The sequence below is a fragment of the Pandoraea anhela genome (assembly GCF_902459655.1).
In the GTDB taxonomy this organism is placed as follows: Bacteria; Pseudomonadota; Gammaproteobacteria; order Burkholderiales; family Burkholderiaceae; genus Pandoraea; species Pandoraea anhela.
This window is the reverse complement of record NZ_CABPSB010000010.1, coordinates 46,618-73,612: the sequence shown is the minus strand read 5'-3', so window position 1 is coordinate 73,612 and position 26,995 is coordinate 46,618. Positions and strand designations below refer to the sequence as shown.

Genomic DNA, 26,995 nt, shown 5'->3' with positions numbered 1-26,995 from the left:
GCAATCAAGCGTAATGCCCGGTCGTGAGCGCTTCGCCGCAATCGCGCACATGCGGAATACTCAACTGCTTGAGCTTTCGATAAAGCGACGCGCGGCAGAAACCGAGCGTGCGCGCGGCGGCGGAAATGTTCCAGCGGTGTTGCGCGAGTGCTTGCAGGATGCGTTCGCGCTCGGTGTCATGATGCACGCCGTGGATCGGCGGTTCCCCATGCAGTGCACTGACCTTCGTCGTCTCCGCGATTTCCTTCGCGCGCATCCGGTCGTCGCGAAGCGACGAATTCGTCAGCGGTATCGGCGGTATCGGCGGTGTCGCCGGCGTGCGGCCCGACGCCAGACATTCCGGCGGCAAATCGTTCATGCACAGCACATCGCCGCTCATCACCGCGCAGGCATAACGCAGCGCTGCACGCATCTGACGCAGATTGCCCGGCCAGGCGTGCGTGAGCAGACAAGACAGTGCCTGCGTCGATACGCGCGCCAACGCCTGATCGACACGCAGTCCGGGCCACTCGTCGCACAGCATGCGTGCGATCAGTTCGGTTTTGTCCTCGCGCTCGCGCAGTGTCGGTAGGGTGAGCACGCCGACAGCGATCCGGTAGTAAAGGTCTTCGCGGAAAGTGCCCTGTGCAACGGCGCTGGCGAGATCCTGATGCGTTGCGCAGATCAACTGAACGTCCACCGGCACCGGCTGACTCGCGCCCAGCGGTGTGACCTCGCGTTCGGACAACACGCGTAGCAGGCGCGTTTGCAGCGCATACGGCATGTCGCCGATCTCGTCGAGAAAGAGCGTGCCGCCGTCGGCCTGCTGCAACTTCCCTTTCATGCCGCCGGGCAAGGCGCCGGAAAACGCGCCGCGCTGGTAGCCGAACAATTCGCTCTCGACGAGATGCTCCGGCAGCGATGCCGTATTGATGGCGACGAACGCCTGCGCGCGTCGCTCGCTGTAGGCGTGCAATGCCCGCGCGAGAAATTCCTTGCCCGTTCCCGTCTCGCCGAGAATCAGGACCGGTAGGCCGCGATCGACGAAACGCTTGCCGCGCGCGAGCAGCTCGCGCATGCGGGCGTCGGTGCCGCACAGTTCGTCGATGTCGAGATAGTCAGGGCGCATCGGACGTGCCGGAAGTGCATGCGGCGCAGGGGGTGTCATGGGCCGGGCTACCGCAGCAGGGGGAACACGCACGATGCGCTCGGCAAGCGCGGCGATGTGGTTGAAGGCGGTGTTGACGGGGCTATTGACGGTGTTGCTGACGGTATTGGCGTTGGCGCCGCCGAGGGGGCTGGCATGGCCGACAGGTCGAGCGGGGGCGAACGCTACAGCAAGGTGAGCGGGCATGACTTGTCTCCTTCTCGTATTGGTACGAAAGGGGCGCCGTCGGTGGCTTGTGGCCTGGCGATTCCTCACGTCTCTTTATGTCGCGACCGGCTCGGGTGGCCAACCGCCAATGCAGCATACGGCCCCACAGTCATAACATCCAATACAATATTGATGCGCCAATAATACCTTCGAGGTATCAAATGATCGAATTGCGCCATTTTCAGTACTTCGTGGTGCTTGCCCAGACGCTCCACTTCGGCCGTGCAGCGCAGCAACTGCACATCTCCCAGCCGCCGCTCTCGCGCCAGATCGCCCTGATGGAGGCCGAACTTGGCGTACAGCTGTTCGAGCGCACGAACCGCAGCGTGCGGCTCACCCGGGCGGGCACGCGGTTTTATCAGGATGCGGTGGAAATCCTCAACTCGGTCGATCGGGCGCGTCGCAACGTGGTGGCCGCCAGTCGTGGTGAGGACGGGGCGATCACGGTGGGTTTCATGATGTCCTCGGCGTACAACATTCTTCCCGCCCTCACGCGGACATACGCCGCGGCGTTCTCGCGCGTCGATATGAAGCTGGCGGAAACGCTTCCCAATCTGCTGGCGGAGTCGGTCCGTGCCGGACAGACGGACGTCGGCATCATGTACCGTCCCGAGGATCTGACGGGCCTGGACACGGCGACCGTGTTTCGCGAGGAGATGGTGGCGGTGATCCCCCGTACGCACCCGCTCGCGAAGGTGCGTGTGCTCGATGCCGCGCAACTCGCCGAAGAGTCGTTCGTGAGCATTCCCCGCGAGATCGCGCCGCTGGTCTACGACCTGATCGTCACGCACTGCCGGCGCTCGGGCTTCTCGCCGCACATCCGGCTCGAGACCAACTTGCAGCAGACGATCATCAACCTCGTGGGCGAGGGCCTTGGCGTTGCGATGGTGCCCATGTCGATGAGCAGTGCCAGCGCTTCGGGCAATGCGGTCTTCAAGCCGCTCAGGAATGCGCCGGTAGCCGAGGTAGCGCTGCTGTGGAGTCGGGACAACCACAATCCGTGCGTGGCGACGTTCGTGGAAAACGCGCGCAGCGTGTGGCGGGAGATGCAGCGGGCGCCGGGCGCGCGGCTGGTGCCGGATTTGCCGGACACCAGCCTGCGCTGAGTGCGGAGCCCGCCGCAGGCGGGCGAGGGCGGGAGTGACGCGCCGATGAAGGGATGAGGGGACGCCGGATGACGCGGCGAAGCCGACGTCAGATTTCCAGAATCCCGGCGGCCACGAAGCCCCCGTCGACCGGCAGGATGTGGCCGGTCACATACGACGCATCGTCCGACGCCAGAAAGCTCACCGCACCGGCGATCTCGCTCGGCTGACCGTAGCGGCCCATGGGGGTGGTCTCGGTATAGTGACGACGCGAGACATCCGAGTGCAGCACCTTGGTCAGCGGCGTGTCGATCGGACCGGGGGCAATGCCATTCGCGGTGATGCCGAAGGGCGCGAGTTCGATCGCCATCTGACGCGTCAGCCCGATCACGGCCGCCTTCGACGTGCCGTAAGCCGTGCGCCCCGCGCTGGCCAGAATTCCCGCCACCGATGCGAGATTGACGATGCGCCCCCAGCGCTGCTCGCGCATGAGCCGAGCGGCGTGTTGCCCGCACAGCAGTGTGCCCGTGAGGTTCACGGCCATCACCTGATGCCAGTGGTCGAGCGGGTAATCGAAGAAGGGATACGTCTTGGCGATGCCCGCATTGTTGACCAGTACATCGCAGCGCCCGTAGCGTTCGGCGACCTGCGAAAAGCCGTCGGCAATCGACGCCGGCTCACCCACATTCATGCCCAATGCCCACGCGCGGGCGCCCGATGCGTTGAGCGCTGCGGCCGTCTGCGTTGCCGCATCTTCGTTCAGATCGGCCACGACCACGGTCATACCATCCTTGGCCAATCGTTCGCAGATGGCGGCGCCAATGCCCATGCCGCCACCCGTGACTACTGCTACCTTCTCCGTCATGCTAAGGACTCCTAATTTTACTGATAGACACAGCCCGGGCTCCGCCGCCAGCGATGCGGCGGAGCCCGTCGGTGAAATCGCGAAACCGTCAGGGAATTTGCGTTACTTCAGGAAACCGATCGAGATCCAGGGGATGAAGACCACCACGAGCAGCGCGACGAGCAACGCGCCCATGTAAGTCCACATGCGGTTGAAGACCTTGTCGGGCGAGGTTTTTCCGATGGCGCAGGCGGCGTAGAACCCGACACCGAGCGGCGGCGCGAACAAGCCCATGCCCATCGAGAGGATCACCACCATGGCGTAATGCACGTCGTGGATACCGAGCGAGCGCGCGACGGGGAACAGCAGCGGCCCGAACAGCACGATGGCGGGAATCCCTTCGAGCACACTGCCGAGCACGATAAACACGACCATCGAGATGAGCAGGAAGCCGATCTGTCCGCCCGGCATACCGTGCATGAGGCCGACGAGCTTCGCCGAGAAGCCCGACTGCGTGAGCGACCATGCCATTGCGGTCGCCATGCCGATGATCAGCAGGATCGCGCCGGAGAGGGCGGCCGTCTCGGTGAGCAGCGGATAGAGGCGTTTGAAGTTCAGATGCTGCTTGAATGCGTGAACGATCAGGCCGATCACGATGGTGTAAGCAATGCCGATGGTCGACACTTCCGTGGCGGTTGCGGCGCCTTCAATCACGGCCGTGCGGATCAGAACCGGCAACGCCAGCGCGGGCAGGGCGACGATGAACGTCTTGCCGATCACTCCCCACGGCGCACGACGTGCGGCGCTCGGCGCTTCTTTGCGTGAGCGGGCAAAACACACCACCACAATGGCGAGGGTGGCGATCACGGCGGGCAGCAGGCCACCGACGAACAGCGCAGTGATCGACACGCCGCACACCGCCCCGATGGTGATGAGCACGAGGCTCGGCGGAATCGTCTCCGTCATCGCGCCGGTGGCCGAGAGCAGCGCCACGAGGTCTTCCTGCTTGGACCCGCGCCGTTGCATTTCGGGGAAGAGCGCCGGGGCGACGGCGGCCATGTCGGCGGCCTTGGAGCCGGAGATCCCCGAGACCAGGAACATCGCGCCGAGCAGCACGTATTGCAGGCCGCCGCGCACGTGTCCGAGCAGCGAGGCCATGAATTCGATCAGGCTGCGTGCCAGCCCGCTCATCTCGATAAGCGCGCCGAGCAGCACGAACAGCGGCACCGACAGCAGCACCAGCCCGGACATGCCCTCATCCATGCGGCTCACGACGATCTGCAACGGGGCATCGGTCACGAGCGCGAGATACGCGAGGGTGGCGGTACCGAACGCAAAGGCAATCGGAATGCCGCCTGTCACGCACGCGCCCACGATCAGCACGAAGAAGATCAGCAGGTTGTAGTTGCCCATGGCGATGAGCGCGGGACGCCCGAGCCAGAGCGCGGCGCCGAGCGCGGCGACGAACAGCACGCCGAGCCCGAACTGACGCAGGCTGGAGCATCGCGCCATGCGCGAAATCGCGGCGATGAGCATCAGCGCCGCACCCACGGGCAGGGCGGCAGCGCGCAGCCCGTCCGGAATCTCTAGCGCGGGCGTGGTGATGTCCATCTGCTCGATCGCATGCGTGTACGCCGGCATGATGATGAGCGCGACGAACACACACACGGTCAGCGCGGCCATGGTCTGGAACCAGTTGCGCCATGCCTCGGGAAGTTTGTTGACGATGGCGGACAGACGCATGTGCTCGCCCCGGTCGAGGGCAAGCACGGCGCCGAGCATCGATAGCCAGATGAAGAGGATTTGTGCCAGTTCGTCCGACCACGTGAGCGGATTGTCGAACCCGTAACGCGAGACCACGCCCGCGAGCAGGATGAGCGTCTCCGCCACCACCAGCAGCACGGCAGCCGCTTCGGTGACTTTCATCACCGCGCGGTTGACGTGGCAGAACAGGCGTGCGAGCGCGTGCGTCGGCTCAGCCGTCATCGTCAAAGTTTCCATTTACACGAGCTTCCCTGTGTACTTTTCCAACATGGCCCAGGCGTCCTCACCGAACTTCTTGTGCCATTCGGCATAGAAGCCGGCCGAGCGCAGCTTGTCGCGGAACGTCTCGTTGTTCGGCGTGTTGAACACGAGCCCCTTCTGCTGGAGTTCGGTGGTCACGCTTTCGTTGAGCTTGCGCACGTCGTCGCGCTGGACAAGGGCGGCGGCGTTCACGTTGGCGGTCACGATGTCCTGCAGGTCCTTCGGCAGCTTGTCCCACTTCTGCTTGTTGGCGAGGAACCAGAAGCCGTCCCACATGTGATTCGTCATCGACACATACTTCTGCACCTCATAGAGCTTGGCCGTGGTCAGCAGCGCGAGCGGGTTTTCCTGCGCTTCGACGATTTTCGTCTGCAAGGCCGAATACACTTCTGCGAAGTTGATCGACGTGGGCGACGAATCGAACGCGCGGAACATCGACGTCCACAACGGGCTCGTCGGTACGCGAATCTTCAGCCCCTTGAGGTCGGTCGGCGAGGTGATCGGACGGCTGCTCGTGGTGATCTGGCGGTAGCCGTTCTCCCAGATTTTGTCGAAGGCGAACACCGTGGTCTTCGCGATCTGGCCGCGGACATGCTTGCCGAGATCGCCGTCCATGGCTGCCCACACCTGGCTGTAGTCCTTGAAGGCGAAGCCCACGCCCGAAATCTGCGCTGCCGGCACGAGCGTGCCGAGAATCAGCGGCGAGAGCGTGAAGAAATCGATGGCGCCCGAGCGTACCTGGCTCAGCATGTCGCTGTCGGAACCGAGCTGGTTGTTCGGGTAGAGCTGGAAGTCGATGCGGCCCTTCGATTGCTCCGCGATCTTCTGCGCCATTTCCTTGGCGCGGATGTTCATCGGATGGCTGACCGGCAGGTTGTTGGCGAACTTCAGCGTAAATTCTGCGGCGTGGGCTTGCGTCTGATACAACCCCGTAGCGGCAGCTGCCGACGTTGCGGCCACGACCTTGATGAAGTGGCGGCGATCCATGGTGCTCATACTGCTAATCTCCTGTCTTAGGTTTCGGCAAAGCATCTGAGACCGGGAGACGCTGGCGTGTTGCTGCGCAACGTCCCGGCCAACTTGGATGGCGATGTGCGATTCGCATCATGCGCCGGACATTCGGCTTGCAAGTGGCTGGATAATCTTACGCAAATCGAATGCCAGTTCGGGGCCCAAACGGGAAAACCCTAACGTCGATAAGCATCAGTGAAATCCCGCGGGCTTTGCCGGTGCGCTTTCGTCTGATGCCGCAAGGATTCGCGGTGCGCGGGCGCATGCGTGATGATTTGTTGCGTATACGAAGCCCGTGGACCGACCCATGGCGACGGGTGTGACACCTGTCGCATTTCCGCAAGGCCCTGCGACACGTGTCGCATTCTCAAGTGCGCACGATGCGACAGGTGTCGCACCCGTTCCTGCGGGCGCGTGGCGGCCCGATGCTTGCCGCGGTGCAGCAAAATTTCCGCGCATTACAGGCGCCGGCACAGCTTCAAATTTCGCTTGATGCGAAAACAAATCCCGCTTTACGCTTGCGTCAACTGCAAATGCGCCACAAGCGCACAAAACAGTACGAAACAGTACGAAACCACACGAACTCGTGACGACGACTGACCGGGCTGTCGATGTTGCAGACACCTCGCTGCGCCGATGGCGCGCGCAGCGGCGAGGTGCGTCTGGCATCGAAATTGCTCACCGGAGTCTGGATGACCCCATTTTTCCGGAGACACTTCATGGTTGCTGCATGCCTTACCGGCTGGGCCCACTCCCAGTTCGGCAAACTCGATAACGTCGATGCCGAAGTCCTGCTGGCCGACGTCGCACAAGCCGCGCTCGACGACGCGGGCCTCTCACCCGACCAGATCGACTCGATTCACGTCGGCACCTTCAACGGCGGCTTTCTGTATCAGGACTTCCCGTCGTCGCTCGTCTTCAACCGGATCCCGGGGCTGCGCTTCAAGCCGGCCACACGCTACGAAAACGCGTGCGCGACCGGTTCGGCCGCCGTGCACGGCGGGCTGCAATCGATCGAAGCGGGCAAGGCCACGCACGTGCTCGTGATCGGCTTCGAGAAGATGACGGAACTCGCCACGCCGCAGGTCGGCGAAGTGCTGCTCAAGTGTTCCTATGCGCGTGAGGAAGCGGGGATTCCCGGCGGTTTCGCGGGGGTGTTCGGCACGATCGCGCAGGCGTACTTCGACCGTTACGGCGACAAGTCCGACGCGCTCGCGCAGATCGCGGCGAAGAACCATCGCAATGGCGCGGTGAATCCGTACGCGCACATGCGTCGCGATTTCGGCTACGACTTTTGCCGCAACGTTTCGGAGAAGAACCCGTTCGTGGCCGGTCCGCTCAAGCGCACCGACTGCTCGATGGTCTCCGACGGCGCGGCGGCGCTCGTGATCTCGAAGGCCGATGCGGCGCGTGCGATGCCCAAGGCGGTCGGTTTCCGTGCGGCGGTGCAGGTCAACGACTACCTACCGCTCTCGCGTCGCGACCCGCTGGCGTTCGAAGGCGGCCAGCACGCGTGGCGTCAGGCGCTGGGGGTGGCGGGGGTGTCGTTGAAGGACCTGTCGCTGGTCGAGACGCACGATTGCTTCACCATCGCTGAACTCATCGAGTACGAAGCGATGGGGCTCGCCAAGCCGGGGCAGGGCGCGAACCTCGTGGCCGAGGGGCTGACGCAGAAGGACGGCCTGCTACCGGTCAATCCGTCGGGCGGCCTCAAGGCGAAGGGCCACCCGGTCGGCGCGACCGGCGTGTCGATGCACGTCATGGCGGCCATGCAACTTACGGGATCGGCCGGCGATATGCAGATTCCCGGCGCGAAGCTGGCGGGCGTCTTCAACATGGGCGGCGCGGCGGTAGCGAATTACGTGAGCATTCTCGAAGCACGCTGAGTGCATAAAGGAGACGAGAGATGCTCAAGAAGGTGATGAATCTCGGCCGCCTGTTGGCCGATGTCGCACGGCGTCATCCGGATGAACCCGGCCTGATCGTCGGCGACAGGATCACCACGTGGGGCGAGATCGACGCCCGCGTGAACGCTGCCGTCGATGCGCTGCGCAAGCTCGGCGTGGGCAAAGGCGACAAGTTGCTGGTGCACTCGCGCAACAACCTGCCGATCTTCGAGAGCGCGTGGATTGCGTTTCGCCTCGGCGCGGTATGGGTGCCGACGAACTTCCGCATCACCGCGCCGGAGGCCGCTTATCTGGGGCAATCGAGCGGCGCCTGCGCGATGATTTACGATGCCGGATTCGAAGGCCATGTCGATGCCGTTCGCGCGGCCTCGCCGGCGTTGCGTCATGTCATCTCGCTGGGCGCACCGCGCGAAGGCGAACTGCATTACGAAACGCTGGTGGCCGAGCATCTGGGCGCACCGGGTTACGAGGCGGAAGTCGAGTATGAGGATCCGCTGTGGTTCTTCTATACGTCGGGCACGACGGGCCATCCCAAGGCCGGCGTGCTCTCGCACGGACAGATGGCGTTCGTCGTCACCAACCATCTGGCGGATCTGATGCCCGGCATCACGTATCGCAGCCGCTCGATGGTCGTGGCGCCGCTCTCGCACGGCGCGGGCATTCACGCTATCGTCAACACCGCACGCGGCGCGGCGAGCGTGCTGCTGCCGGGCGAGAAGATGGATGCGGCACAGGTCTGGCAGGCCATCGAGCGTCACCGTGTCGACAACATGTTCACGGTGCCGACCATCGTGAAGATGCTGGTCGAAGACCCCGCAGTCGACGTGTACGACCATCGCTCGCTGCGCTTCGTGATCTACGCGGGCGCGCCGATGTACCGCGCCGACCAGAAGTTTGCGTTGCGGAAGTTGGGCCACGTGCTGGTGCAGTACTACGGGCTGGGCGAAGTGACGGGCAACATCACGGTGCTGCCGCCCTGGCTGCATAGCGAGGACGACGACGCGCCGGACGCGCGCGTGGGCACCTGCGGATTGCCGCGCACGGGCATGGAGGTGGCGATTCTGGACGAGCAGGGACAACGCCAGCCGGCGTTCGCGTCGGGCGAGATCTGCGTGCGTGGGCCGGCGGTCTTCATGGGGTATCACAACAACCCGGAGGCCAACGCCAAAGCTTTCAAGGACGACTGGTTCCACACCGGCGATCTGGGGCACGTGGATGCGCAGGGCTTCCTGTACATCACGGGGCGGGCGTCGGACATGTACATCTCGGGCGGCTCGAACGTTTATCCGCGCGAGATCGAAGAAGCGTTGCTGACACACCCGTGCGTGTCGGAGTGTGCAGTGCTCGGCGTGCCCGACCCCAAGTGGGGCGAGAGCGGGCTCGCGGTAGTGGTCGCCCGGGAAGGCATGGCCGCACAGGCCGATGAACTGCTCGGACATCTCGAAGCGCGTATCGCCCGCTATAAGTGGCCGCGTCGCTTCGTGTTCTGGAGTGCCATGCCCAAATCGGGCTACGGCAAGATCGTGAAAAAGCAAATCAAGACGATGCTCGAAGAGCAAGGAGACTATCGACTATGAAACCTGCGCTTTCACGGGTCTATCGGCATGCCGGCGTCCCCACGTTACCCCGTGTGGAAGACTGCGTGTTGAGCGGGCAGCACGAACTGCGCGTCACGATCCGGTCTGGTGCGAATCTCGGCGAGTCCTTACGCGCGGCGTTATCCCGCTATGCGTACGGTGGCGGCGTCGGGCGTTTCTGTGGGGGGACCGCGCGAGGGCTGCGGTATCACATGATCGAGAACACGACCGATGTGGAGCGTCCCTTCGGGTATGGTGCGCCGGTCGACGAGACCCGCGAGGTCGACCTGATCGGCGGGGCGCTCACCGTGGGCCGCACGGCCGACGGCGCCACCTTGCTGCACTGTCATGCGGGGTTCTCCGATCCGAGCGGCGAGTTGCACGGCGGGCATCTGATTCTCGACCACACGTGGGCCGGCGACGAGCCGGTGGTGATTCGCCTGTGTCTGTTCGAACATGGCGGATACGTGACGGGGGACGACGAGGAGACGCGGTTTCATCTGCTGCGTCCGGTGGCGGGAGGTCTCTCATGAGCGTCGCGCTGGATGTTCCTGTGGCCATCGAGAACGGCACGCTCGGCAGGCTGGTCGTGGCACGTCTCAAACCGAATCAGGATCTGACGGAGAGCATCGAGGCATTGTGCGCCGAGCATGCGATCGCGCGCGCCATTGTGCGCGGGGCCGTCGGGAGTCTGATCGATGCGCGGCTCGCCTTCCGTGCCGGAGACGGCTGGCGCGAGCAGTTGGTGAGCGGGCCCGGCGTGGAGATCCTCAATGTGTTCGGTGAGGTCGACGCCAGGCCCGGTGCCGCGAGCGCGCTGCCCATGCTGCACGGCATGGTGGCCGACACCAACGGACGCATGTTCGCCGGGCGCTTCGTGCGTGGCGGCAACCTCTCGTTCATCACCATCGAGGTCACGTTGCAGGAGTGGTTGCCCGCCTGATGCGACGTGGCCCGACGTTCGGACTCAAGAACGTACGAACATAAGGACGTACGAACATACGAACGTACGGATCGTCGGCACACGTTGAGAGCGCATGGGGAGTCTTCGGGCTCCCCATTTGCCTTTGCGCACACGACTCACACCTCGTCGCGAAGGAACGATTCGATGGCATGCACCAGCGCGAGCGGTGTTTCGTTCATCGGATAGTGGCCGGCGTTGCGGAGCACGTCGACGCTGACGCGCGCGTAGCGTTGCCCGTACGTCTGCGCCATCAGTTCGGTGGTGAACACCGGGTCATGCTCGCCGACGAGCACGTTGACCGGCACGGCGGCGTTGATGTCGCGGCTGAAGTCCGTGTCGGCCCATGCGTGAAAGTACGCGGCGAAGGCGTGTGGCGCCGAATGCGCCGCCGAGTCGTTCGCCTTGTGGTCGATCCATGACGACGGCAGCCGATGGCCGGTACTGCGGTCGATGATGGCCTTGCGGGCCTCCAGCGACGTGGCGGCGCTCTCGAACAGGGCGCGGCGGGCGGCGTCGAACGCTACGCCGCCACATGGCACGGGGGCCAGCGCGACGAGCTTGCGCACGCGCTGCGGCGCGAGCGCGGCGACCTTCTCGATCGCCATACCGCCCATCGAGTGGCCGATGAGGCTGAAGCTCGCGAGATCGAGGGTGTCGGCCAGTGCGATAACGTCCTGCGCGATTTCCGCGATGGTGTACGCCCCAGCGGCGTCGCGCATGCCGCCGTAGCCGCGATAGTCCATGAAGAAGTAGCTGAAATCGTCGCGAGAGAACCACGGCTCGCAATCGGAAAACGCGTGGGCGTGGCCGAACCAGCCATGTAGCGCGATGACGGCGTGCGGGCCGCAGCCGACCCGGTGAAACGTATGGGGCATGTGATCTGGCATTTCCATTCCTGTGGGGAGCATCGAGAACCTTCAGCACACGCATCGTAAAGATGCTCGCATGTGCCCGCCGTCGATGGTGGGTCGTTCAATGTAGAATTTGGGCCATGCGAAATACGTTGATCGACCCCTACGAGCCGCTGCCGCGCAGCATTGTCGTCACCGCCAACGACTATCCGGCGGGGCTCACCTTCCCGGTACACGCCCACGCGAGCGGGCAATTTGCGTTCGCATCGCGCGGCATGATCACGGTGTCGACGCCGCAGGGGCGGTGGTTCGTGCCGCCGCAGCGCGCCTGCTGGGTGCCGGCGGGTGTCTCGCACGAGATGACGATGAGCGGGCCGGTGACGATGCTCAACGCGTTCGTCACGTCTGAGGCGTCGGTGTCTGCCGGATTGCCCGACCGATGCTGCGTGTGCGGCGTCTCGCCGTTGTTGCGTCGCTTGCTGGACGACGCCGTCGATCTGCCGCCGATGTACGACGAGCAGGCGCGCGACGGCAAGCTCATGGCGTTGTTGCTCGCGGAAATGGCGGCAATGGCGGCTGTCCGGCGTCTGTCGTTGCATGCACCGTTGCCCGACGATGCCGTGCTCGCGCGCGTTTGCAGGAATGTGTTTGCGACCCCGTCGATGACGATGGATCTGGACCTCGTGGCGACGATGGCGTCGATGAGCCGGCGCACGTTCACGCGTCGTTTTCGCGAGGCGACGGGCGTGAGCTTCGCGCAATGGCGGCAGCAGGTGTGCTTGTTGGCGGCGGTCGAGCGGCTCAGCGACGGGCAATCGGTCACGCGTGTCGCACTGGATCTCGGTTACGGCAGCCCGAGCGCGTTCACTGCGGCGTTTCGCCGGGTGCTGGGCGACGCGCCGAGCCGCTATCTCGCCATCGCTTAGATGACGCCATCGCTCGTTCGGGGTTGCATCCCTGAGCCGGCTCGGGATGACCACAACGACCAGAGCGACCAGAGCGACCACAACAAAAAGGGGCGCCGTCGAGGCGCCCCTGTCACGTTGCGGGCTGTGTCCGCAGCGACGCCTTACGCCACCGTCGGCTGCACCAGTCCGTCTTCGCGGAACATCTGCTTGATGCCGCGCACGGCTTGCCGGATGCGCGACTCGTTCTCGATCAGCGCGAAGCGCACGTACTCGTCGCCGTACTCCCCGAAGCCGATGCCCGGCGAGACCGACACCCTGGCCTGCGCGAGCAGCTTCTTGGCGAATTCGAGCGAGCCGAGGGCGCGATACGGTTCCGGAATGCGCGCCCAGATGTACATCGACGCTTTCGGCAGATCGACCGTCCAGCCCGCCTCCGTGAGCCCCTTGTAAAGCACGTCGCGGCGGCGCTGGTATTGCTCGCGAATTGCCTCGACGCAGGTCTGATCCCCTTCGAGCGCGGCGATGGCAGCGACCTGCACCGGCGTGAAGGTGCCGTAGTCGTGATAGCTCTTGATGCGCGCGAGGGCGGCGACCAGCTCGGGGTTGCCGACCATGAAGCCGATGCGCCACCCGGCCATGTTGTAGCTCTTCGACAGCGTGAAGAACTCGACCGCGACGTCCTGCGCGCCGGGCACCTGCATGATCGAAGGCGCCTTGTAGCCGTCATAGACGATGTCGGCGTAGGCCAGGTCGTGCACCACGAGAATGTCGTGCTTGCGCGCGAGATCGACGACCCGCTCGAAGAATTCGAGTTCGACACATTGCGCCGTGGGGTTCGACGGGAAGCCGAGAATCACCATCTTCGGCTTCGGATGACTCTCGCGAATGCCGCGTTCGAGTTCGGTGAAGAAGTCGATGCCGGGCGTCATCGGCACGGAGCGGATGTTCGCGCCCGCGATGACCGCCCCGTAGATATGAATCGGGTACGACGGGTTCGGCACCAGCACCGTGTCGCCCTGATCCAGCGTGGCGAGCATCAGGTGGGCGAGGCCCTCCTTCGAGCCGATGGTGACGATCGCCTCGCGTTCGGGATCGAGTTCGACGTCGTAACGATCCTTGTACCAGCGGGTGATGGCGCGACGCAGGCGGGGAATGCCGCGCGAGGTCGAGTAGCCGTGCGTATCGGGGCGCTGGGCGACTTCGACGAGCTTGCTGACGATATGCGGCGGTGTCGCGCCGTCGGGGTTGCCCATCGACAGGTCGATGATGTCCTCGCCACGACGGCGTGCCGCCATCTTCAGCTCGGCGGTGATGTTGAAAACGTACGGGGGAAGACGATTGATGCGCGCAAAGCTGCGCGAGCCCTGAGAGCTGGACATGAGAAATCCTGGAACGTAAGCGCCCGGAACCGTCCGAGCGACGCCGGTGTGCTGGCCACACCGTGACGGCGACTGTAGCGCGACGGTGAACGCTTACGCAAGCGATTTTTGCAGCGCGCGAGCGCGAGGGCGTCGGTTAAGATGGGCGCCCACGCGTTTGCGCGAGTTCGAGTGAAAGGAGTGTCGATGGCCTATCTGTACCTGCTGGTGGCAATCGTGGCGGAGGTGATTGCGACGTCCGCACTGAAAGCGTCGGAGGGTTTCACGCGCGGCGGTCCGGTGGCGCTGGTCGTCGCGGGTTACGGTATTGCGTTCTACATGCTCTCGCTCACGCTGCGCACGATTCCCGTGGGCATTGCTTACGCGATGTGGTCGGGACTGGGCATCGTGCTGATCTCGATAGCGTCGCGCGTGTTGTTCGGTCAGAAGCTCGATGCGCCGGCCATCCTCGGCATGGCGCTGATCATCGCGGGCGTGCTGGTGATGAATCTCTGGTCCAAGTCGTCGGTGCACTGAGGCATCGGGGCATCGCGGTATCAGGGGGCGCGCGATTGCGCGCAGGCGGCTGCCGGTGCGGCGAAGCGCCGGGTAGGCGAGTCGCGGTTGCGTCGCCGCCGCCTCAGCCGTCGTGTTCCGCTTCCGCGAGTACGGCCTTGAGCGCCGAGATGCAGGCATCGATCTCGGCGCGTTCGATGACGAGCGGCGGCGCGAGGCGCAGCACGGTCGAGCGGGTTTCCTTCGCGAGCACGTGTCGTCGCAGCATGCGCATCGAGAGATCGTGTGCGTCGGCGCGCGCCGGATGGATTTCGATGCCCGCCCACAGTCCGCGTCCGCGCACTTCCCGAATGAGCGGCGAGTGAATCGCGTGCAAGCGCGAGAGCAGATACTCCCCCATTTCCGCACTTCTGCCCGGCAGGTCTTCGTCCGCCATGACATCGAGCGCTTCGAGCGCGACGGTGGCGGCGAGGGCGTTGCCGCCGAACGTCGAGCCGTGGCTGCCGGGCTCGAACAGATCGATGATGTCACGTCGCGCGACGAAGGCCGACACCGGCAGCAGGCCACCGCCGAGGGCTTTGCCGAGCATGAGGCCGTCCGGCACGACCCCCTCGTGCTGATACGCGAACCACCGGCCGGTGCGTCCGAGTCCGGACTGGATTTCGTCGAGCAGCATCAGCACGTTCTGCTCGGTGCAGAGCTGACGCAGGCCGCGCAGAAAGCCGTCGGGGGGCACGACGATACCGCCTTCGCCCTGAATCGTCTCGAAGAGGACGGCGCAGGTGTTGGGGGTGATAGCGGTGCGCACGGCGTCGAGGTCGCCGTAAGGCACGCGTACGAAACCGGGCGCGAACGGCCCGAAATCGGCGCGATAGGCGGGCTCGGAGGAGAAGCCGACGAGGGTGGTGGTGCGGCCGTGGAAGTTGCCGTCGGCCACGATGATTTCGGCCTTCTCGGCCGGGATACGCTTGACGCTGTATCCCCAGCGCCGCGCGGCCTTGATCGCGGTTTCGACGGCCTCCGCGCCGGTATTCATGGGCAGTGCGCCGCCGAGCGTGGTGAGGTCGCACAGACGTTCGAGAAAGGCGCCGAGCCGGTCGGTGTAGAACGCGCGGGAGACGACGGCGAGACGTTGTGCCTGTGCGGTGAGCGCGGCCACGAGACGCGGATGCGCATGCCCGTGGCTGACAGCGGAATAGGCGCTCATCATGTCGAGATAGCGGTTGCCTTCGACGTCCCAGACCCAGACCCCCTTGGCATGCGAGAGCACGACGGGCAGGGGGGCATAGTTGTGCGCACCAAAGCGTTGTTCGCGTTCGATCTCGTTCATGAGCGCGTTCCTCCACGTCTGAAGTCTAGATGCGAACGCGTTGGCACGCAAAGGGGGAGAACTCCCGAACCGACGCCAATGAAATTGGCATGCACGTGCGCTATAATCGCCGACTACCCGGATGAAGCGTATGGCGTTGCATCCGGGCGCTCCGGCAGCGATATCAGATCGCCGCCAGCATCGTGTACTTGCACTGCCCATAGCTCAGTTGGATAGAGCATCGGCCTTCTAAGCCGACGGTCGGGGGTTCGAATCCCTCTGGGCAGGCCAGCTGCCGCAAACGAATCCACGACATTTCTCGGCGCGCAACGCATCCATACATTGCGATATCGGCGCAAGCCGCCTTACATCATCGATTCCCCCGAAGCCGCCCCCGCTGTCCTGTCATCCGACCTTTTGAGCCAAACGCGGTGTTTGGGACACCGACGTTGCGCGTCGCCAGACGGGCGAGGGGGGGGAGGGCGGTAGAGGACGGTAGAGGACGCAGACGAACTTTACGACGTGCTCACTGGCGCTGTTCTGCGAGGGCCGGTCAAACGTCGTGGGCGGACGGGACGTGTTTTCGAACCGACGAGCGTCGTCCTCGCTCAGGCAGATGCGTCCGTGCCCGACGGCGACGGCCATGTGTTTTCGAACACGCAGTCGTCCAGCGGGGCACGCGAGGCCCAGCCTTCCTGCGCCAGCATCGGCGCGTCGTAGAACTCGGTAACGTGGCCGAGGCAGAGAATGGCGACAGGCTTTGCACCGGCGGGCATTTGCAGCAGTTGTGCGACGTCGTCGGGATCGAAAATCGACACCCATCCCATACCCAGGCCTTCCGCACGGGCGGCCAGCCAGAGGTTCTGGATCGCGCAGGACACCGACGCCAGGTCCATCTCCGGCATGGTACGACGGCCGAACACGTGACGCTCGCGGCCGTCCATGAGCGCCATCACCAGAATCTCGGCGCACTGCTGCATGCCCTCGACCTTCAGCTTCATGAATGCGTCGCGGCGAGCGCCGAGGGCGTCCGCCGTTTTCAGTCGCTCCCGCTCGACCGCCTCGTGCAACGCCGCACGCAAGGTGGGCGAGGTGACACGCACCATGCGCCACGGTTGCATGAAGCCGACGCTCGGTGCGTGATGCGCAGCGTCGAGCAGTCGGGCGAGCACTTCGGGATCGACGGGCGTCGGCACGAAATGACGCATGTCGCGCCGCTCGTAGATCGCGCGATAGACGGCGGCGCGTTCGGGGTCGCTAAAAGGCTGTGCCATGAAAGAGTGCCGCGGTAAGCGCCGGGTTCGACGGCCAGTAGCCGTGCAGATAGCTTGCGACGATTGCGCCATGACGGTACACCGGCTCGCCCGTCGCTGCGTCGGCGGCGCTGCCCGGCCGTGTCGCACGACAGACCGGCGTCATCGGCGTCGCCATGTGCGTGTAGTGGAAGGTGTGGCCGGTCAGTGTGCCGTGCGAAGTGGACAGCGACTGCATGCCGAGGCCGGCGAGACGCTTTTGCAGCGTCGCGTGCCCGGGCAGGACGCCGAGCATCGGCGTCGATACGCCTGCCGCGTCCGTCAGGCTTTCCAGCAGATACAGCATGCCGCCGCACTCGGCCACGATCGGCTTGCCCGCCGCCGCGTGGGCGCGCACGCTGTGTGCGCTGCATGTCTGCGTCGCCAACTGCGCCGCATGCAATTCGGGATAGCCGCCGGGCAGGAAGAGGGCGTCGCTCGCCTCGGGAAGCGCTTCGTTCGCGAGCGGCGAGAAATACGTCACGCGTGCGCCCATCGCCTCCAGCAGACGCATGTTTTCCGGATAGATGAACGAGAAGGCGGCGTCGCGGGCCACGGCGATTCGCTTACCGTCCAGCCACTTCGGGACCTCCGGCATCGCCGTGGACGGCGGCACGTCGAAGCTGACCGGGGGCGGGAGTTCGACCAGCGCAGTGTCGGCCAGCGCCTGCGCGGTGGCCGCAATGCGGGCTTCGAGCCGATCGATCTCGTCGGCCTGATGCAGGCCGAGATGCCGTGCAGGCAACGTCATCCGATCCGATGTCGCCAGATGGCCGAGCCATCGCAGATCCGGGGGCATGCCTTCCTGCAACAACTGCGCATGACGTGGCGAACTCACGTGATTCGCGAGCACACCGTGTATCGGCAACCCGCGCCGGTAGTGCGCGAGACCCGAGGCGATGGCGCCGAACGTCTGCGCCATCGACCGGGCGGAAATGACGGTAACGACCGGCACGCCGAACGTCATCGCCAGATCCGCGCTGCTGGGGGTGCCGTCGAACAATCCCATCACGCCTTCGATGAGGATCAGGTCGGCCTGCTGCGCCGCTTCGGCGAGCAGTCGACGACACGACGCCTCGCCGACCATCCAGAGATCGAGCGTTAGCACGGGCGCACCGCTGGCCCGCTCGAGAATCTTCGGGTCGAGAAAGTCGGGGCCGGTCTTGAAGACGCGGACCGTGCGTCCCTGCTCGCGGTGCCATTGCGCCAGACCGGCCGTGACCGTGGTCTTGCCCTGACCTGACGCGGGCGCGCTGATGAACAACGCCGGGCACGACGCCATGATCAGAACTCGACGCCCTGTTGTGCCTTCACGCCCTGCTCGCGGTACGGATGCTTGACCAGCCGCATTTCGGTGACAAGGTCCGCGGCTTCGATGAGTTCGTCCGGCGCATGACGCCCGGTGACTACCACGTGCTGCATCTCGCCGCGCGCGGTGAGCACCCCGAGCACTTCGTCGAGCGGCAGATACTCGTACTTCAGCACGGTGTTCAGTTCGTCGAGAATCACCATGCGGTAGTCGCCGCTCCCGATCATGTCGACGGCGGCTTGCCAGCCTTTGCGGGCCGTAGCGATATCGGCGTCGCGGTTTTGCGTGTTCCAGGTGTAGCCGTCGCCCATCGTGATGAAGTCGCACTGCGGGTGGCTGCCGAGAAAATCGCGCTCGGACGTATGCAGCGCACCCTTGATGAACTGCACGACACCGATGCGCTGGTCGTGACCGAGCATGCGCACGGCCATGCCGAAGGCTGCCGTGCTCTTGCCTTTGCCGTTGCCCGTGTGCACGATCAGCAGCCCCTTCTCGGTGGTCGCGGCGGCCTGCTTCTTCTCGTGACCTTCGCGACGTCGCTGTGTCATGCGAAGGTGGGATTCGTTATCGGTCTTCATCGTTTCGTGACTCCGGTTGAGCGTCGTGCTGAAGGTTGTCTTTCGTAGCGGCGCCCGGCATGACCGCGATGGCCACCGTAATGCCGTCGCCGGCATATTTCTGCGCGAGCGAGGTACTGCCGGGGGAGGCGAGCAATGCGCAAGGCTCGCATACCGCATGCACCCCCGTGTGGGCATATACCGTGTCCGAGCGTGGCAAGCGGGGATGAGCGGCGAGACACGCCTCGATTTGCGCAGGTGCGCATCGTACCAAGGCAATGGCGTGACGCTCGCAGAAACGCACGAGCGCCGGGTCGTCGGCCTTTCTGTCGAGCGTCGCCATCGCGGCGACCTCGGCGAGCGAATGCGGCCCCAGCGCCGCGCGCACCGCCGCTTCGATCTGGTCGGCCGTCACGCCTTGTCGGAAGCCGATACCCACGCTCAGCATGCGTGGCGGCGCGGGGCGCTCGGGCACGTGCGTCGGTGCGGCCGTTCCGGGCGGATGCGCCAGCGAAACCACATCACCGATCACGATGATCGACGGCGAACCGATGGCAGCGGCGCGCACCTCGGCGGGCAGTGTACTCAGCGGGGCGATCACCTGACGCTGTGTCGAAAGTGTGGCCGATTCGATGGCTGCGCAGGGCGTGTGCGGCGACATGCCCGCTTGCAGCAGTTGCGCGGCGATGTCTTCCAGACGGCGAATGCCCATGTAGACGACGAGCGTCAGGCCCGTAGCAGCGAGCGCCCGCCAGTCCGGTTCGTCGTCGCCGGCGCCGTGCCCCGTGACGAAGATCGCGCCTTGCGTGAGTCCGCGGTGCGTGACCGGGATGCCGAGCGTCGTCGGCGCGGCAATGCCGGCGGTAATACCGTTGACGATCTCGACCGGCACACCCTGCGCCTGTAACGCTTGCAGTTCCTCGCCGCCGCGTCCGAAGACGAAGGGGTCGCCGCCTTTGAGGCGCGCCACGCTGCGACCGGCACGCAGATGCATCAGCATCAGCGCCACGATCTCGCGCTGCGGCGTGGACGCGTGCCCGCCGCGCTTGCCGACATGGACGATCTGCGCTTGCGGCCCGGCCATGCGCAGGATCTCGGGGTTCACGAGGTCGTCGACCAGCACGACATCCGCCACGGCAAGGGCGCGCATCGCCTTGACGGTCATGAGTTCGGGGTCGCCGGGGCCCGCGCCGATCAGCCATGCGCGGCTCATTGCACCCTCCGCACGCCTTGCAGGGCGCGGCGCGCGGCGGTGGCGCTGCACGGGACTAAAACGGCGCCCGGTGTGGCAAGCGACGTGGGACGCTTCAACGGGCGACAGCGCGCCACCGGGACCGGGGCATGACGATGACTCATAGGCGGGACAACGGGGAGGAGGGCCTGCGCGCTCAGCGCCATGGGGGGCGAACGAATGCGCTGCAACGCCCTCGTCGAGAGAACCGGGGGACCAAAAAATTTGGTGGCGAGCATACCACAGGCATTGTGCGGCTCGCTGCCCGCCCGCCGTCCGTCGAGCGCCGGCGCGTTCCCCCTCGTGTCGCCTTGACGGGGCGGTATCCGGCACCTACACTCGCGGCTAATCTGGTGCTCGCGCACACGTTCAGGCGTGCGCAGTTAAACGGGAAACAGACGGGCGGCGCGCCCCCCACCATGGGTGCGACGCGACGCCCCAGCCTGTGCTGCCCCCGCAACGGTGAAACGAAGGCGCCGCAGTGATGCGACGCCAGGCCGACTTCAACCCCGCATGCGTTTTGCGGGGCGAGACCACTGCGCTCAAGCCTGTGATGGCGGCGTGGGAAGGTGAAGCGGCCATTTCGTCAGCCCGGATACCGGCCGGAGAAGACGATTGGCACTGCGGGTAGGCGGTGTGCAGTCACCCCTTCAGTTTTGCCACGTTGGCTCCGCTTTCCCGATGCAGCCGTCACCGGCGGCGCGGTCGTTCCCTGCCTGGCAGGTCGAACGGTCATGCCGGCGACACCGACTTTACCGATGATGCGACCGGCCGGACGACGCGTGCCACCACGCTTTGCTTTTTTCCATGTCGACTTCCATGCGCAAGATCCCCGTGACCGTGATTACGGGCTTCCTCGGCAGCGGTAAGACCACGCTGCTGCGTCACATTCTGTCCAACACCAACGGTCTGCGCGTCGCGGTCATCGTCAACGAATTCGGCGAGTTGGGCATCGACGGTGAAATCCTCAAGGGTTGCGGCATCGGCTGTGACGAAAACGGTCAGGAGACCGAGGGCCAGCTGTACGAACTGGCCAATGGCTGCCTGTGCTGCACGGTGCAGGAAGAGTTCTTCCCCGTGATGGAAGCATTGGTGGAGCGCCGCGACCGGATCGACCACGTGCTCATCGAGACGTCCGGGCTGGCGCTGCCCAAGCCGCTGGTGCAGGCGTTCAACTGGCCGTCGATTCGCAACAGCTTCACCGTCGACGCCGTGATCACCGTGGTCGACGGTCCCGCCACCGCCGCCGGGCAATTCGCCGAGAACCCCGAAGCGGTCGACGAGCAACGCAAGGCCGACCCGAATCTCGACCACGAATCGCCGCTGCACGAACTGTTCGAAGACCAGTTGAGCGCGGCGGATCTGGTCATTCTCAACAAGACCGATCTGCTCGACGATGCGGCGCAGGCCAGCGTGTCGGCGCTGATCCGCGAGGAACTGCCCGCCCACGTGAAGATCGTGCCGGCGAGCAACGGCAACCTCGACCTGAGCGTGCTGCTCGGCCTGAACTCGGCCTCCGAGGAGACCATCGACCAGCGTCACGACCATCACGGCTCGGCAGACGACGCCGATCACCACCACGACGAGTTCGACTCGGTCATGGTGTCGGCCTCGCTCGCGGGCGCGGCGTCGCGCGAGACGGTCATCGCGGCGTTGAGCGAATTGGTGCGAAACCACACGATTTACCGCGCCAAGGGCTTTGCCGCATTGCCGGGCGCGCCGATGCGGCTCGTGATTCAGGGCGTCGGCAAGCGTTTCGACAGTTATTTCGATCGTCACTGGCGCGATGGCGAAGCGCGCGACAGCCGCTTCGTGCTGATCGGCGAGGACCTGGACGCCAACGAGCTTCAGCGCGCGTTCGACGTGGCGCTCGGCGCCTCGGTGTCATCGGCGTCATCGGCCATCGCATCGGTCTGATTCCGGGAAGCCGCGTCGCATGCACCTGTTACGGACAGTCCCCGGCGGTTTTGTCGACGACGCCGCCGGCGTCATCCGCATCGATCAGCAGCCCGCCGACATCGTCGTGCTGAGCTCGGCCGACACGACCCTGTCGTTGCTCGCGAGCGTGGTCGAGCGCCTGGGCGACGATTTCCCGAGTCTGCGGCTCGCCAACGTCACGTACCTGCGGCAGCCGGCGTCGGTCGACTTCTATGTCGACGACGTCTTGCAACATGCCCGCGTCGTGGTGGTCGATCACCTCGGCGGCGAAGCTTACTGGCCTTACGGCATCGAGCAGATCGTCGCGTTGGCGCAGCGTCGCGGCCAGATGCTGGTGATGTTCTCCGGCGACTTGCAGGAAGACCCGAATCTGACCGCGCTGAGCACGGCAAGCCCCGAGTTCTGCACGCGCCTGTGGCGCTACCTGCGTCAGGGGGGGGCCGTCAATGCCGAGGCGTTCTTGCGCGCTATCGCCTGGCACGCACTCGGCTGGGGCGACGAGCCGCCGCTGCCGGTCGCGGTGCCCAACGCCACGCTGTACCATCCCAATCCCCAATCGCACACCCGCAACGCGACGATGGACGATTGGCAAGCCAGTTGGCATGCCGGCGCGCCCGTCGTGGCGATCCTGTTCTACCGCGCGCACTTGCAGGCGGCGAATACGGGGGTCTTCGATACCCTGATCGACGCGTTGCACGTGCGCGGGCTGAATCCGTTGCCGATTGCGATCACATCGCTCAAGGACGCGCTCAGCCGTGATGTCGTGCAGCAACTCTGCGACGCGCACGACGTCTCGCTGGTGCTCAACACCACGGCCTTTTCCACCTCGACGCCGGACGATCCGCGCCAGTCGCAAATCTTCGGCAGCGACGCACCGGTGTTGCAGGTGATTCTGAGCGGGGGCAATCGCGACGACTGGGTCAAGGACAATCAGGGCCTCAATTCCCGCGACATCGCGATGCACGTGGCGCTGCCGGAGGTCGACGGCCGCATCATCACGCGGGCGATCAGCTTCAAGGGCCTCGACTATCGCTGCCCGCGCACCGAAGTGGATGTCGTGCGGTATCAGCCGGACAGGGAGCGCGTCGCGTTCGTGGCGGAACTCAGCCGTCGCTGGTGTCTGCTGCGCACCAAACCCAACGCGCAGAAGCGGCTTGCGCTGGTGCTGGCGAACTATCCGGCGAGCGAGGGGCGCATCGGCAACGGCGTCGGACTCGACACGCCGGCGTCCGTCGTCGAGATCCTCACGATGCTGCGGGACGAAGGCTATCGCGTCGACGACCTGCCGGACGACGGCGGCGCGCTCATGGCGCGTCTGACGCGCGGCGTGACGAACGATCCCGAGATGCGCGCGTTGCGTCCGGCCTTTCAGAGTTACGCGCTCGACGACTATCTCGCCGCCTTCGCAACACTGCCGACCGACGTGCGTGATGCGCTCAACGAGCGTTGGGGGCCGGCGCATCAGGACCCGACGCTGCGGCAGGGGCGCTTCATGATCGCCGGTTGGCGCTGCGGCAACGTGTTCATCGGCATCCAGCCCTCGCGCTCGCGTGTCGACGGCGATTACGCCAGCTATCACGATGCCGAACTGGTCCCGCCGCATGCCTATCTCGCGTTCTATTTCTGGCTGCGTCACACGGTCGATGTCGATGCCGTCGTGCATGTCGGCAAACACGGCAGCCTCGAATGGCTGCCCGGCAAGAGCGTGGCGCTGTCCGACAGTTGCTGGCCTGACCTGACGCTCGGGCCGCTGCCGCACCTTTACCCGTTCATCGTCAACGATCCGGGCGAGGGCAGTCAGGCGAAGCGTCGCGCCCAGGCCGTGATCATCGATCACCTGATGCCCCCGCTCACGCGGGCCGAATCGTATGGTCCGCTTCAGGATCTGGAGCGGCAGGTCGACGAGTATTACGAAGCGCTGATGGTCGACGCGCGCCGCGCCAAACTGCTGCGCAGCACGATTCTCGAGACCATCGTGCGTCACCGTCTGCACGAAGAGCTGAGCCTGTCCGCCCCGAGCGATACCGATGCGGAAGACGAACTGCTCACGCGTGTGGACACGTGGCTATGCGAGCTGAAAGAGACGCAGATTCGCGACGGTCTGCACATCTTCGGCCGCTCGCCGGCCGGGCGCGAACGCCGCGACACGCTGCTCGCGCTGATGCGCTTTCCGGTGCGCGGCGGCCAGGGGCGCGATGCCAGCCTCATTGACGCACTCGCGAGAGACTTGCACATCGACGATCGGTTCGACCCGCTCAAAGCCGAATGGTCGACGCCGTGGGACGGGCCGCGTCCGGCGTTGCTCGCACAGGTAAGCGATGCGCCGTGGCGTCATCAGGGCGATACGCGCGAACGTTTGGAGTTGCTGGGGGCGAGCCTGCTGGAGACGCTGACCGGCGAAGACGCCGCGTCGCTCGACGGCAAGACGCAGCACTTGCCTGCGACGCGCGACGTGCTGACGCGCGCGAGAGACGACGTCCTGCCATCGCTGGACGCCTGCGGCAGTGAGGAGTTGCGCCACCTGCGGCGCGGTCTGGAAGGCCGTTTCGTGCCGCCGGGGCCGAGCGGCGCGCCCTCGCGCGGGCGACCTGACGTGCTGCCCACGGGCCGCAACTTCTACTCCGTCGACACACGTGCGATTCCCACGCAGACGGCATGGGCGCTGGGCGTGAAATCGGCGCGTCAGTTGATCGAGCGTCACTTGCAGGATCACGGCGATTACCCACGCGCCATTGGCCTGTCCGTGTGGGGCACCGCCACGATGCGCACCGGCGGCGACGATATCGCGCAGGCGTTTGCGCTGCTGGGGGTGCGTCCCAAATGGGCGCCGGGCAGTCATCGGGTCACGGACTTCGAAATTCTGCCGCCGGGCGGCATGGAGCGACCCCGTATCGACGTCACGTTGCGCGTGTCGGGCTTCTTCCGCGATGCCTTCCCGAACGTCATGCATCTGTTCGACGCCGCCGTGCAGGCCGTGGCGGCGCTCGACGAGCCGGAGGACATCAACCCGATCCGCGCGCGTGTGCTGCGCGAGCGCGACGCGTGGATCGCCCGTGGACTCGACGCCGACGAAGCGCGTAAGCGCGCGGGCTGGCGGGTCTTCAGTTCGCGTCCCGGCACCTATGGGGCGGGCCTGCAGGAGATGATCGACAACGGCTTGTGGCAGACCGACGAGGATCTCGCAAACGCCTATCGAGAATCCGGCGGTTACGCCTATGCGCAGGCCAGCGCCGGCGAGCAGGCTTATGGCGTGTTTGCGACGCGTCTGGCGAGCATCGATGTCGTTTTGCAGAGTCAGGACAATCGCGAGCACGACGTGCTCGACTCCAACGATTACTACCAGTTTCAGGGCGGCATGACCGCTGCCGTGCGGCATTTCTCGGGGCAACAACCCGAGGTGTATCACGCAGACCATAGCCGAGCGGACGCGCCGAGCGTGCGCCCGCTGACGGAAGAAATCGCGCGCGTGATCCGCTCGCGCGTCGTCAATCCGAAATGGCTCGACGGGGTGAAGCGTCACGGCTACAAGGGCGCGGCGGAAATCGCGGCCACGGTCGATTACCTGTTCGGATATGACGCGACCGCCCGCGTGGTGTCGGACCATCAGTACGGACTCGTGACCGACGCCTGCCTGAACGACGCCGACACGCGCGAGTTCATGCAGCGTCATAACCCGCACGCGCTGCGTGGCGTGTGCGAACGCCTGCTCGAAGCGATTGGCCGGGGGCTGTGGCAATCGCCCGGCGCTTATCGCGAGCAGATCGAAAGTCATCTGTTGGCCGCCGGGCACGAAATCGAACGGAGAGCGTCGTGACATCGAACACCGAATTGGCCGCATCCACGGCTTCCCCGGCTTCCCCGCTGCCGCCGCCGTTCCCGCTGACGGCGCTCGTCGCTCAGACGCCGTTGCGCGAAGCGCTGCTGCTCATCGCGGTGGATCCCTCGATCGGCGGTGTGCTGGTGAGCGGCCCGCGCGGCACCGCGAAATCGACGGCGGCGCGCTCGCTCGCGGATCTGTTGCCCGATTGCCCCTTCGTCACGCTGCCGTTGGGCGCGAGCGAAGCGCGCCTCATCGGCACGCTCGACATCGACGAAGCGCTGCGCGGCGGTGGGGTGAAGTTCTCGCCGGGGCTGCTCGCGCAAGCGCATCAGGGCGTGTTGTATGTCGACGAAGTGAATCTGCTGCCCGACGGGCTCGTCGACGTGGTGCTGGACGTGGCCGCGAGCGGCATCAATGTCGTGGAGCGCGACGGTGTATCGCATCGGCATGCCGCGCATTTCATGCTGGTCGGCACGATGAATCCGGAAGAGGGCGAATTGCGGCCCCAGTTGCTGGATCGTTTCGGGCTGATGGTCGAGCTGGAAAACTGCTTCGATCCGCAAGTGCGTCAGAAAATCGTGAAGACGCGTCTGGCGTTCGATCTCGATCCGGCGGCGTTTCACGCGCAGTATGCGCAGGCGCAGGCCGAGCTTCGTCGACGTATTCTCGACGCCCGTGAGGCCTTGCCCGGCGTCGCGATCGGCGACGAGGTGCACGACGCGGTGAGCGCGCTGTGTATCGAAGCCCGGGTGGACGGCATGCGCGCGGACCTCGTGATGCTGCGCGCGGCGCGTGCACTGGCGGCGCTCGAGGCGTCGCCGGTGCTCACGCGCGGGCACGTCGAGCGCGTCTCACCGGCCGTGCTGCGGCACCGCCGCCATGGGCAACCGCAGGCGTCGTCGTCCGCAAGTGCGTCGGGGCAGGCGGGCAGCGCGAAACCGGGGGCATCGGAAGTCGCAGAGGCAGGGCAGGCAGGGCAGGCCGGAGAGGCAGGAAAGTCGGCGCAGAGCGCCGGAGCGTCGGGCCGCGACACTTCCGATTGGGGGTATCTGCCGCCTGAGCCGACCGGAACGACACGCGTGAAGGGCGTGGTCCCCCTGTCGTCAAAAAAACGCTGAGCCACCGGGCGCGCGCCTCCG

21 protein-coding genes, 1 tRNA gene and 1 riboswitch are annotated in these 26,995 nt (G+C 65.4%); of the genes, 11 read left to right on the top strand and 11 right to left on the bottom strand.

The genetic code is table 11. The features are described 5' to 3' along the window. Positions 1-4: 4 nt before the first annotated feature. Positions 5-1,108 (bottom strand): sigma-54-dependent Fis family transcriptional regulator, encoded by a 1,104-nt coding sequence (locus tag PAN31108_RS14960; RefSeq protein WP_150669700.1) that lies wholly within the window; start codon positions 1,106-1,108, stop codon positions 5-7. Between the two features lie 407 nt (positions 1,109-1,515). Between PAN31108_RS14960 and PAN31108_RS14955 the strand changes: the two genes are divergently transcribed. Beyond that, entirely contained in the window at positions 1,516-2,460 is a 945-nt protein-coding gene (locus PAN31108_RS14955) for a LysR family transcriptional regulator (protein WP_150669609.1), read from the top strand. An 88-nt stretch (positions 2,461-2,548) separates the two neighbouring features. Here the strand turns inward: PAN31108_RS14955 and PAN31108_RS14950 are convergent, their stop codons facing one another. The 3 genes from PAN31108_RS14950 to PAN31108_RS14940 all read right to left on the bottom strand — a co-directional run bounded on the left by PAN31108_RS14950 (position 2,549) and on the right by PAN31108_RS14940 (position 6,304). Beyond that, complete coding sequence (locus PAN31108_RS14950; RefSeq protein ID WP_150669608.1) at positions 2,549-3,304, bottom strand: SDR family NAD(P)-dependent oxidoreductase; 756 nt, start codon at positions 3,302-3,304, stop codon at positions 2,549-2,551. Between the two features lie 102 nt (positions 3,305-3,406). Then, positions 3,407-5,269, bottom strand: a complete 1,863-nt coding sequence (locus PAN31108_RS14945; RefSeq protein WP_246183979.1) for a TRAP transporter large permease — start codon at positions 5,267-5,269, stop codon at positions 3,407-3,409. Positions 5,270-5,284: 15 nt separating this feature from the next. After that, positions 5,285-6,304: a TRAP transporter substrate-binding protein gene (locus tag PAN31108_RS14940; protein WP_150669606.1), complete on the bottom strand. Its 1,020-nt coding sequence runs from the start codon at positions 6,302-6,304 to the stop codon at positions 5,285-5,287. A gap of 734 nt (positions 6,305-7,038) precedes the next feature. Here PAN31108_RS14940 and PAN31108_RS14935 point away from each other — a divergent pair. From PAN31108_RS14935 to PAN31108_RS14920, 4 genes are read left to right on the top strand one after another with little or no spacing between them, the layout of a single operon-like run. Next, complete coding sequence (locus PAN31108_RS14935) at positions 7,039-8,205, top strand: acetyl-CoA acetyltransferase (protein WP_150669605.1); 1,167 nt, start codon at positions 7,039-7,041, stop codon at positions 8,203-8,205. Between the two features lie 20 nt (positions 8,206-8,225). After that, positions 8,226-9,803, top strand: coding sequence for an acyl-CoA synthetase (locus PAN31108_RS14930; RefSeq protein ID WP_150669604.1), 1,578 nt, complete (start codon positions 8,226-8,228; stop codon positions 9,801-9,803). Then, on the top strand, positions 9,800-10,336 hold the full coding sequence (locus PAN31108_RS14925) for a PPC domain-containing DNA-binding protein (RefSeq protein WP_246183970.1): 537 nt from the start codon (positions 9,800-9,802) through the stop codon (positions 10,334-10,336). The genes PAN31108_RS14930 and PAN31108_RS14925 overlap by 4 nt, the downstream gene beginning before the upstream one ends. Continuing rightward, on the top strand, positions 10,333-10,746 hold the full coding sequence (locus tag PAN31108_RS14920) for a PPC domain-containing DNA-binding protein (protein ID WP_150669603.1): 414 nt from the start codon (positions 10,333-10,335) through the stop codon (positions 10,744-10,746). The genes PAN31108_RS14925 and PAN31108_RS14920 overlap by 4 nt, the downstream gene beginning before the upstream one ends. Before the next feature lie 137 nt (positions 10,747-10,883). Here PAN31108_RS14920 and PAN31108_RS14915 read toward each other — a convergent pair whose 3' ends face one another. Next, positions 10,884-11,642, bottom strand: a complete 759-nt coding sequence (locus tag PAN31108_RS14915; RefSeq protein ID WP_150669698.1) for an alpha/beta fold hydrolase — start codon at positions 11,640-11,642, stop codon at positions 10,884-10,886. A gap of 116 nt (positions 11,643-11,758) precedes the next feature. Between PAN31108_RS14915 and PAN31108_RS14910 the strand changes: the two genes are divergently transcribed. After that, positions 11,759-12,544 (top strand): AraC family transcriptional regulator, encoded by a 786-nt coding sequence (locus tag PAN31108_RS14910; protein ID WP_150669602.1) that lies wholly within the window; start codon positions 11,759-11,761, stop codon positions 12,542-12,544. 143 nt (positions 12,545-12,687) lie between these two features. Here PAN31108_RS14910 and alaC read toward each other — a convergent pair whose 3' ends face one another. Next, positions 12,688-13,905, bottom strand: coding sequence for an alanine transaminase (gene alaC, locus PAN31108_RS14905; RefSeq protein ID WP_150669601.1), 1,218 nt, complete (start codon positions 13,903-13,905; stop codon positions 12,688-12,690). A 186-nt stretch (positions 13,906-14,091) separates the two neighbouring features. On the opposite strand from alaC, the gene PAN31108_RS14900 reads away from it, so the two are divergent. Further along, the gene (locus PAN31108_RS14900; protein ID WP_150669600.1) at positions 14,092-14,421 is read left to right on the top strand and encodes a DMT family transporter; all 330 of its coding nucleotides are present in this window, start codon (positions 14,092-14,094) and stop codon (positions 14,419-14,421) included. Positions 14,422-14,524: 103 nt separating this feature from the next. On the opposite strand, the gene rocD is transcribed toward PAN31108_RS14900, so the two are convergent. Beyond that, the gene (rocD, locus tag PAN31108_RS14895) at positions 14,525-15,730 is read right to left on the bottom strand and encodes an ornithine--oxo-acid transaminase (RefSeq protein WP_150669599.1); all 1,206 of its coding nucleotides are present in this window, start codon (positions 15,728-15,730) and stop codon (positions 14,525-14,527) included. Positions 15,731-15,923: 193 nt separating this feature from the next. On the opposite strand from rocD, the gene PAN31108_RS14890 reads away from it, so the two are divergent. Further along, a tRNA-Arg gene (locus tag PAN31108_RS14890) sits at positions 15,924-16,000 on the top strand. A 317-nt stretch (positions 16,001-16,317) separates the two neighbouring features. Here PAN31108_RS14890 and bluB read toward each other — a convergent pair. Genes bluB through cobA form a run of 4 tightly spaced genes read right to left on the bottom strand, consistent with a single transcriptional unit; the run spans position 16,318 to position 20,080 of the window. After that, a complete protein-coding gene (gene bluB, locus PAN31108_RS14885) occupies positions 16,318-16,983 on the bottom strand; it encodes a 5,6-dimethylbenzimidazole synthase (RefSeq protein WP_150669598.1) in 666 nt (221 codons plus the stop codon). Next, complete coding sequence (locus tag PAN31108_RS14880; RefSeq protein ID WP_150669597.1) at positions 16,967-18,283, bottom strand: cobyrinic acid a,c-diamide synthase CobB; 1,317 nt, start codon at positions 18,281-18,283, stop codon at positions 16,967-16,969. The genes bluB and PAN31108_RS14880 overlap by 17 nt, the downstream gene beginning before the upstream one ends. Before the next feature lie 2 nt (positions 18,284-18,285). Next, the gene (gene cobO / locus PAN31108_RS14875) at positions 18,286-18,888 is read right to left on the bottom strand and encodes a cob(I)yrinic acid a,c-diamide adenosyltransferase (RefSeq protein WP_150669596.1); all 603 of its coding nucleotides are present in this window, start codon (positions 18,886-18,888) and stop codon (positions 18,286-18,288) included. Then, a complete protein-coding gene (cobA, locus tag PAN31108_RS27190) occupies positions 18,875-20,080 on the bottom strand; it encodes a uroporphyrinogen-III C-methyltransferase (RefSeq protein WP_150669595.1) in 1,206 nt (401 codons plus the stop codon). Before cobA ends, cobO begins: the two co-directional genes overlap by 14 nt. Positions 20,081-20,432: 352 nt before the next feature. Further along, positions 20,433-20,719: riboswitch (cobalamin riboswitch) on the top strand. A 186-nt stretch (positions 20,720-20,905) separates the two neighbouring features. Between cobA and cobW the strand changes: the two genes are divergently transcribed. From cobW to PAN31108_RS14855, 3 genes are read left to right on the top strand one after another with little or no spacing between them, the layout of a single operon-like run. Continuing rightward, the gene (gene cobW / locus PAN31108_RS14865; RefSeq protein ID WP_150669594.1) at positions 20,906-22,015 is read left to right on the top strand and encodes a cobalamin biosynthesis protein CobW; all 1,110 of its coding nucleotides are present in this window, start codon (positions 20,906-20,908) and stop codon (positions 22,013-22,015) included. Between the two features lie 19 nt (positions 22,016-22,034). Continuing rightward, positions 22,035-25,850 carry a cobaltochelatase subunit CobN gene (gene cobN, locus PAN31108_RS14860; protein WP_150669593.1) on the top strand — a complete coding sequence of 1,272 codons (3,816 nt, stop codon included), beginning with the start codon at positions 22,035-22,037 and terminating at the stop codon, positions 25,848-25,850. Next, on the top strand, positions 25,847-26,974 hold the full coding sequence (locus PAN31108_RS14855; RefSeq protein WP_370819661.1) for a magnesium chelatase ATPase subunit I: 1,128 nt from the start codon (positions 25,847-25,849) through the stop codon (positions 26,972-26,974). Before cobN ends, PAN31108_RS14855 begins: the two co-directional genes overlap by 4 nt. Positions 26,975-26,995: the final 21 nt, after the last annotated feature.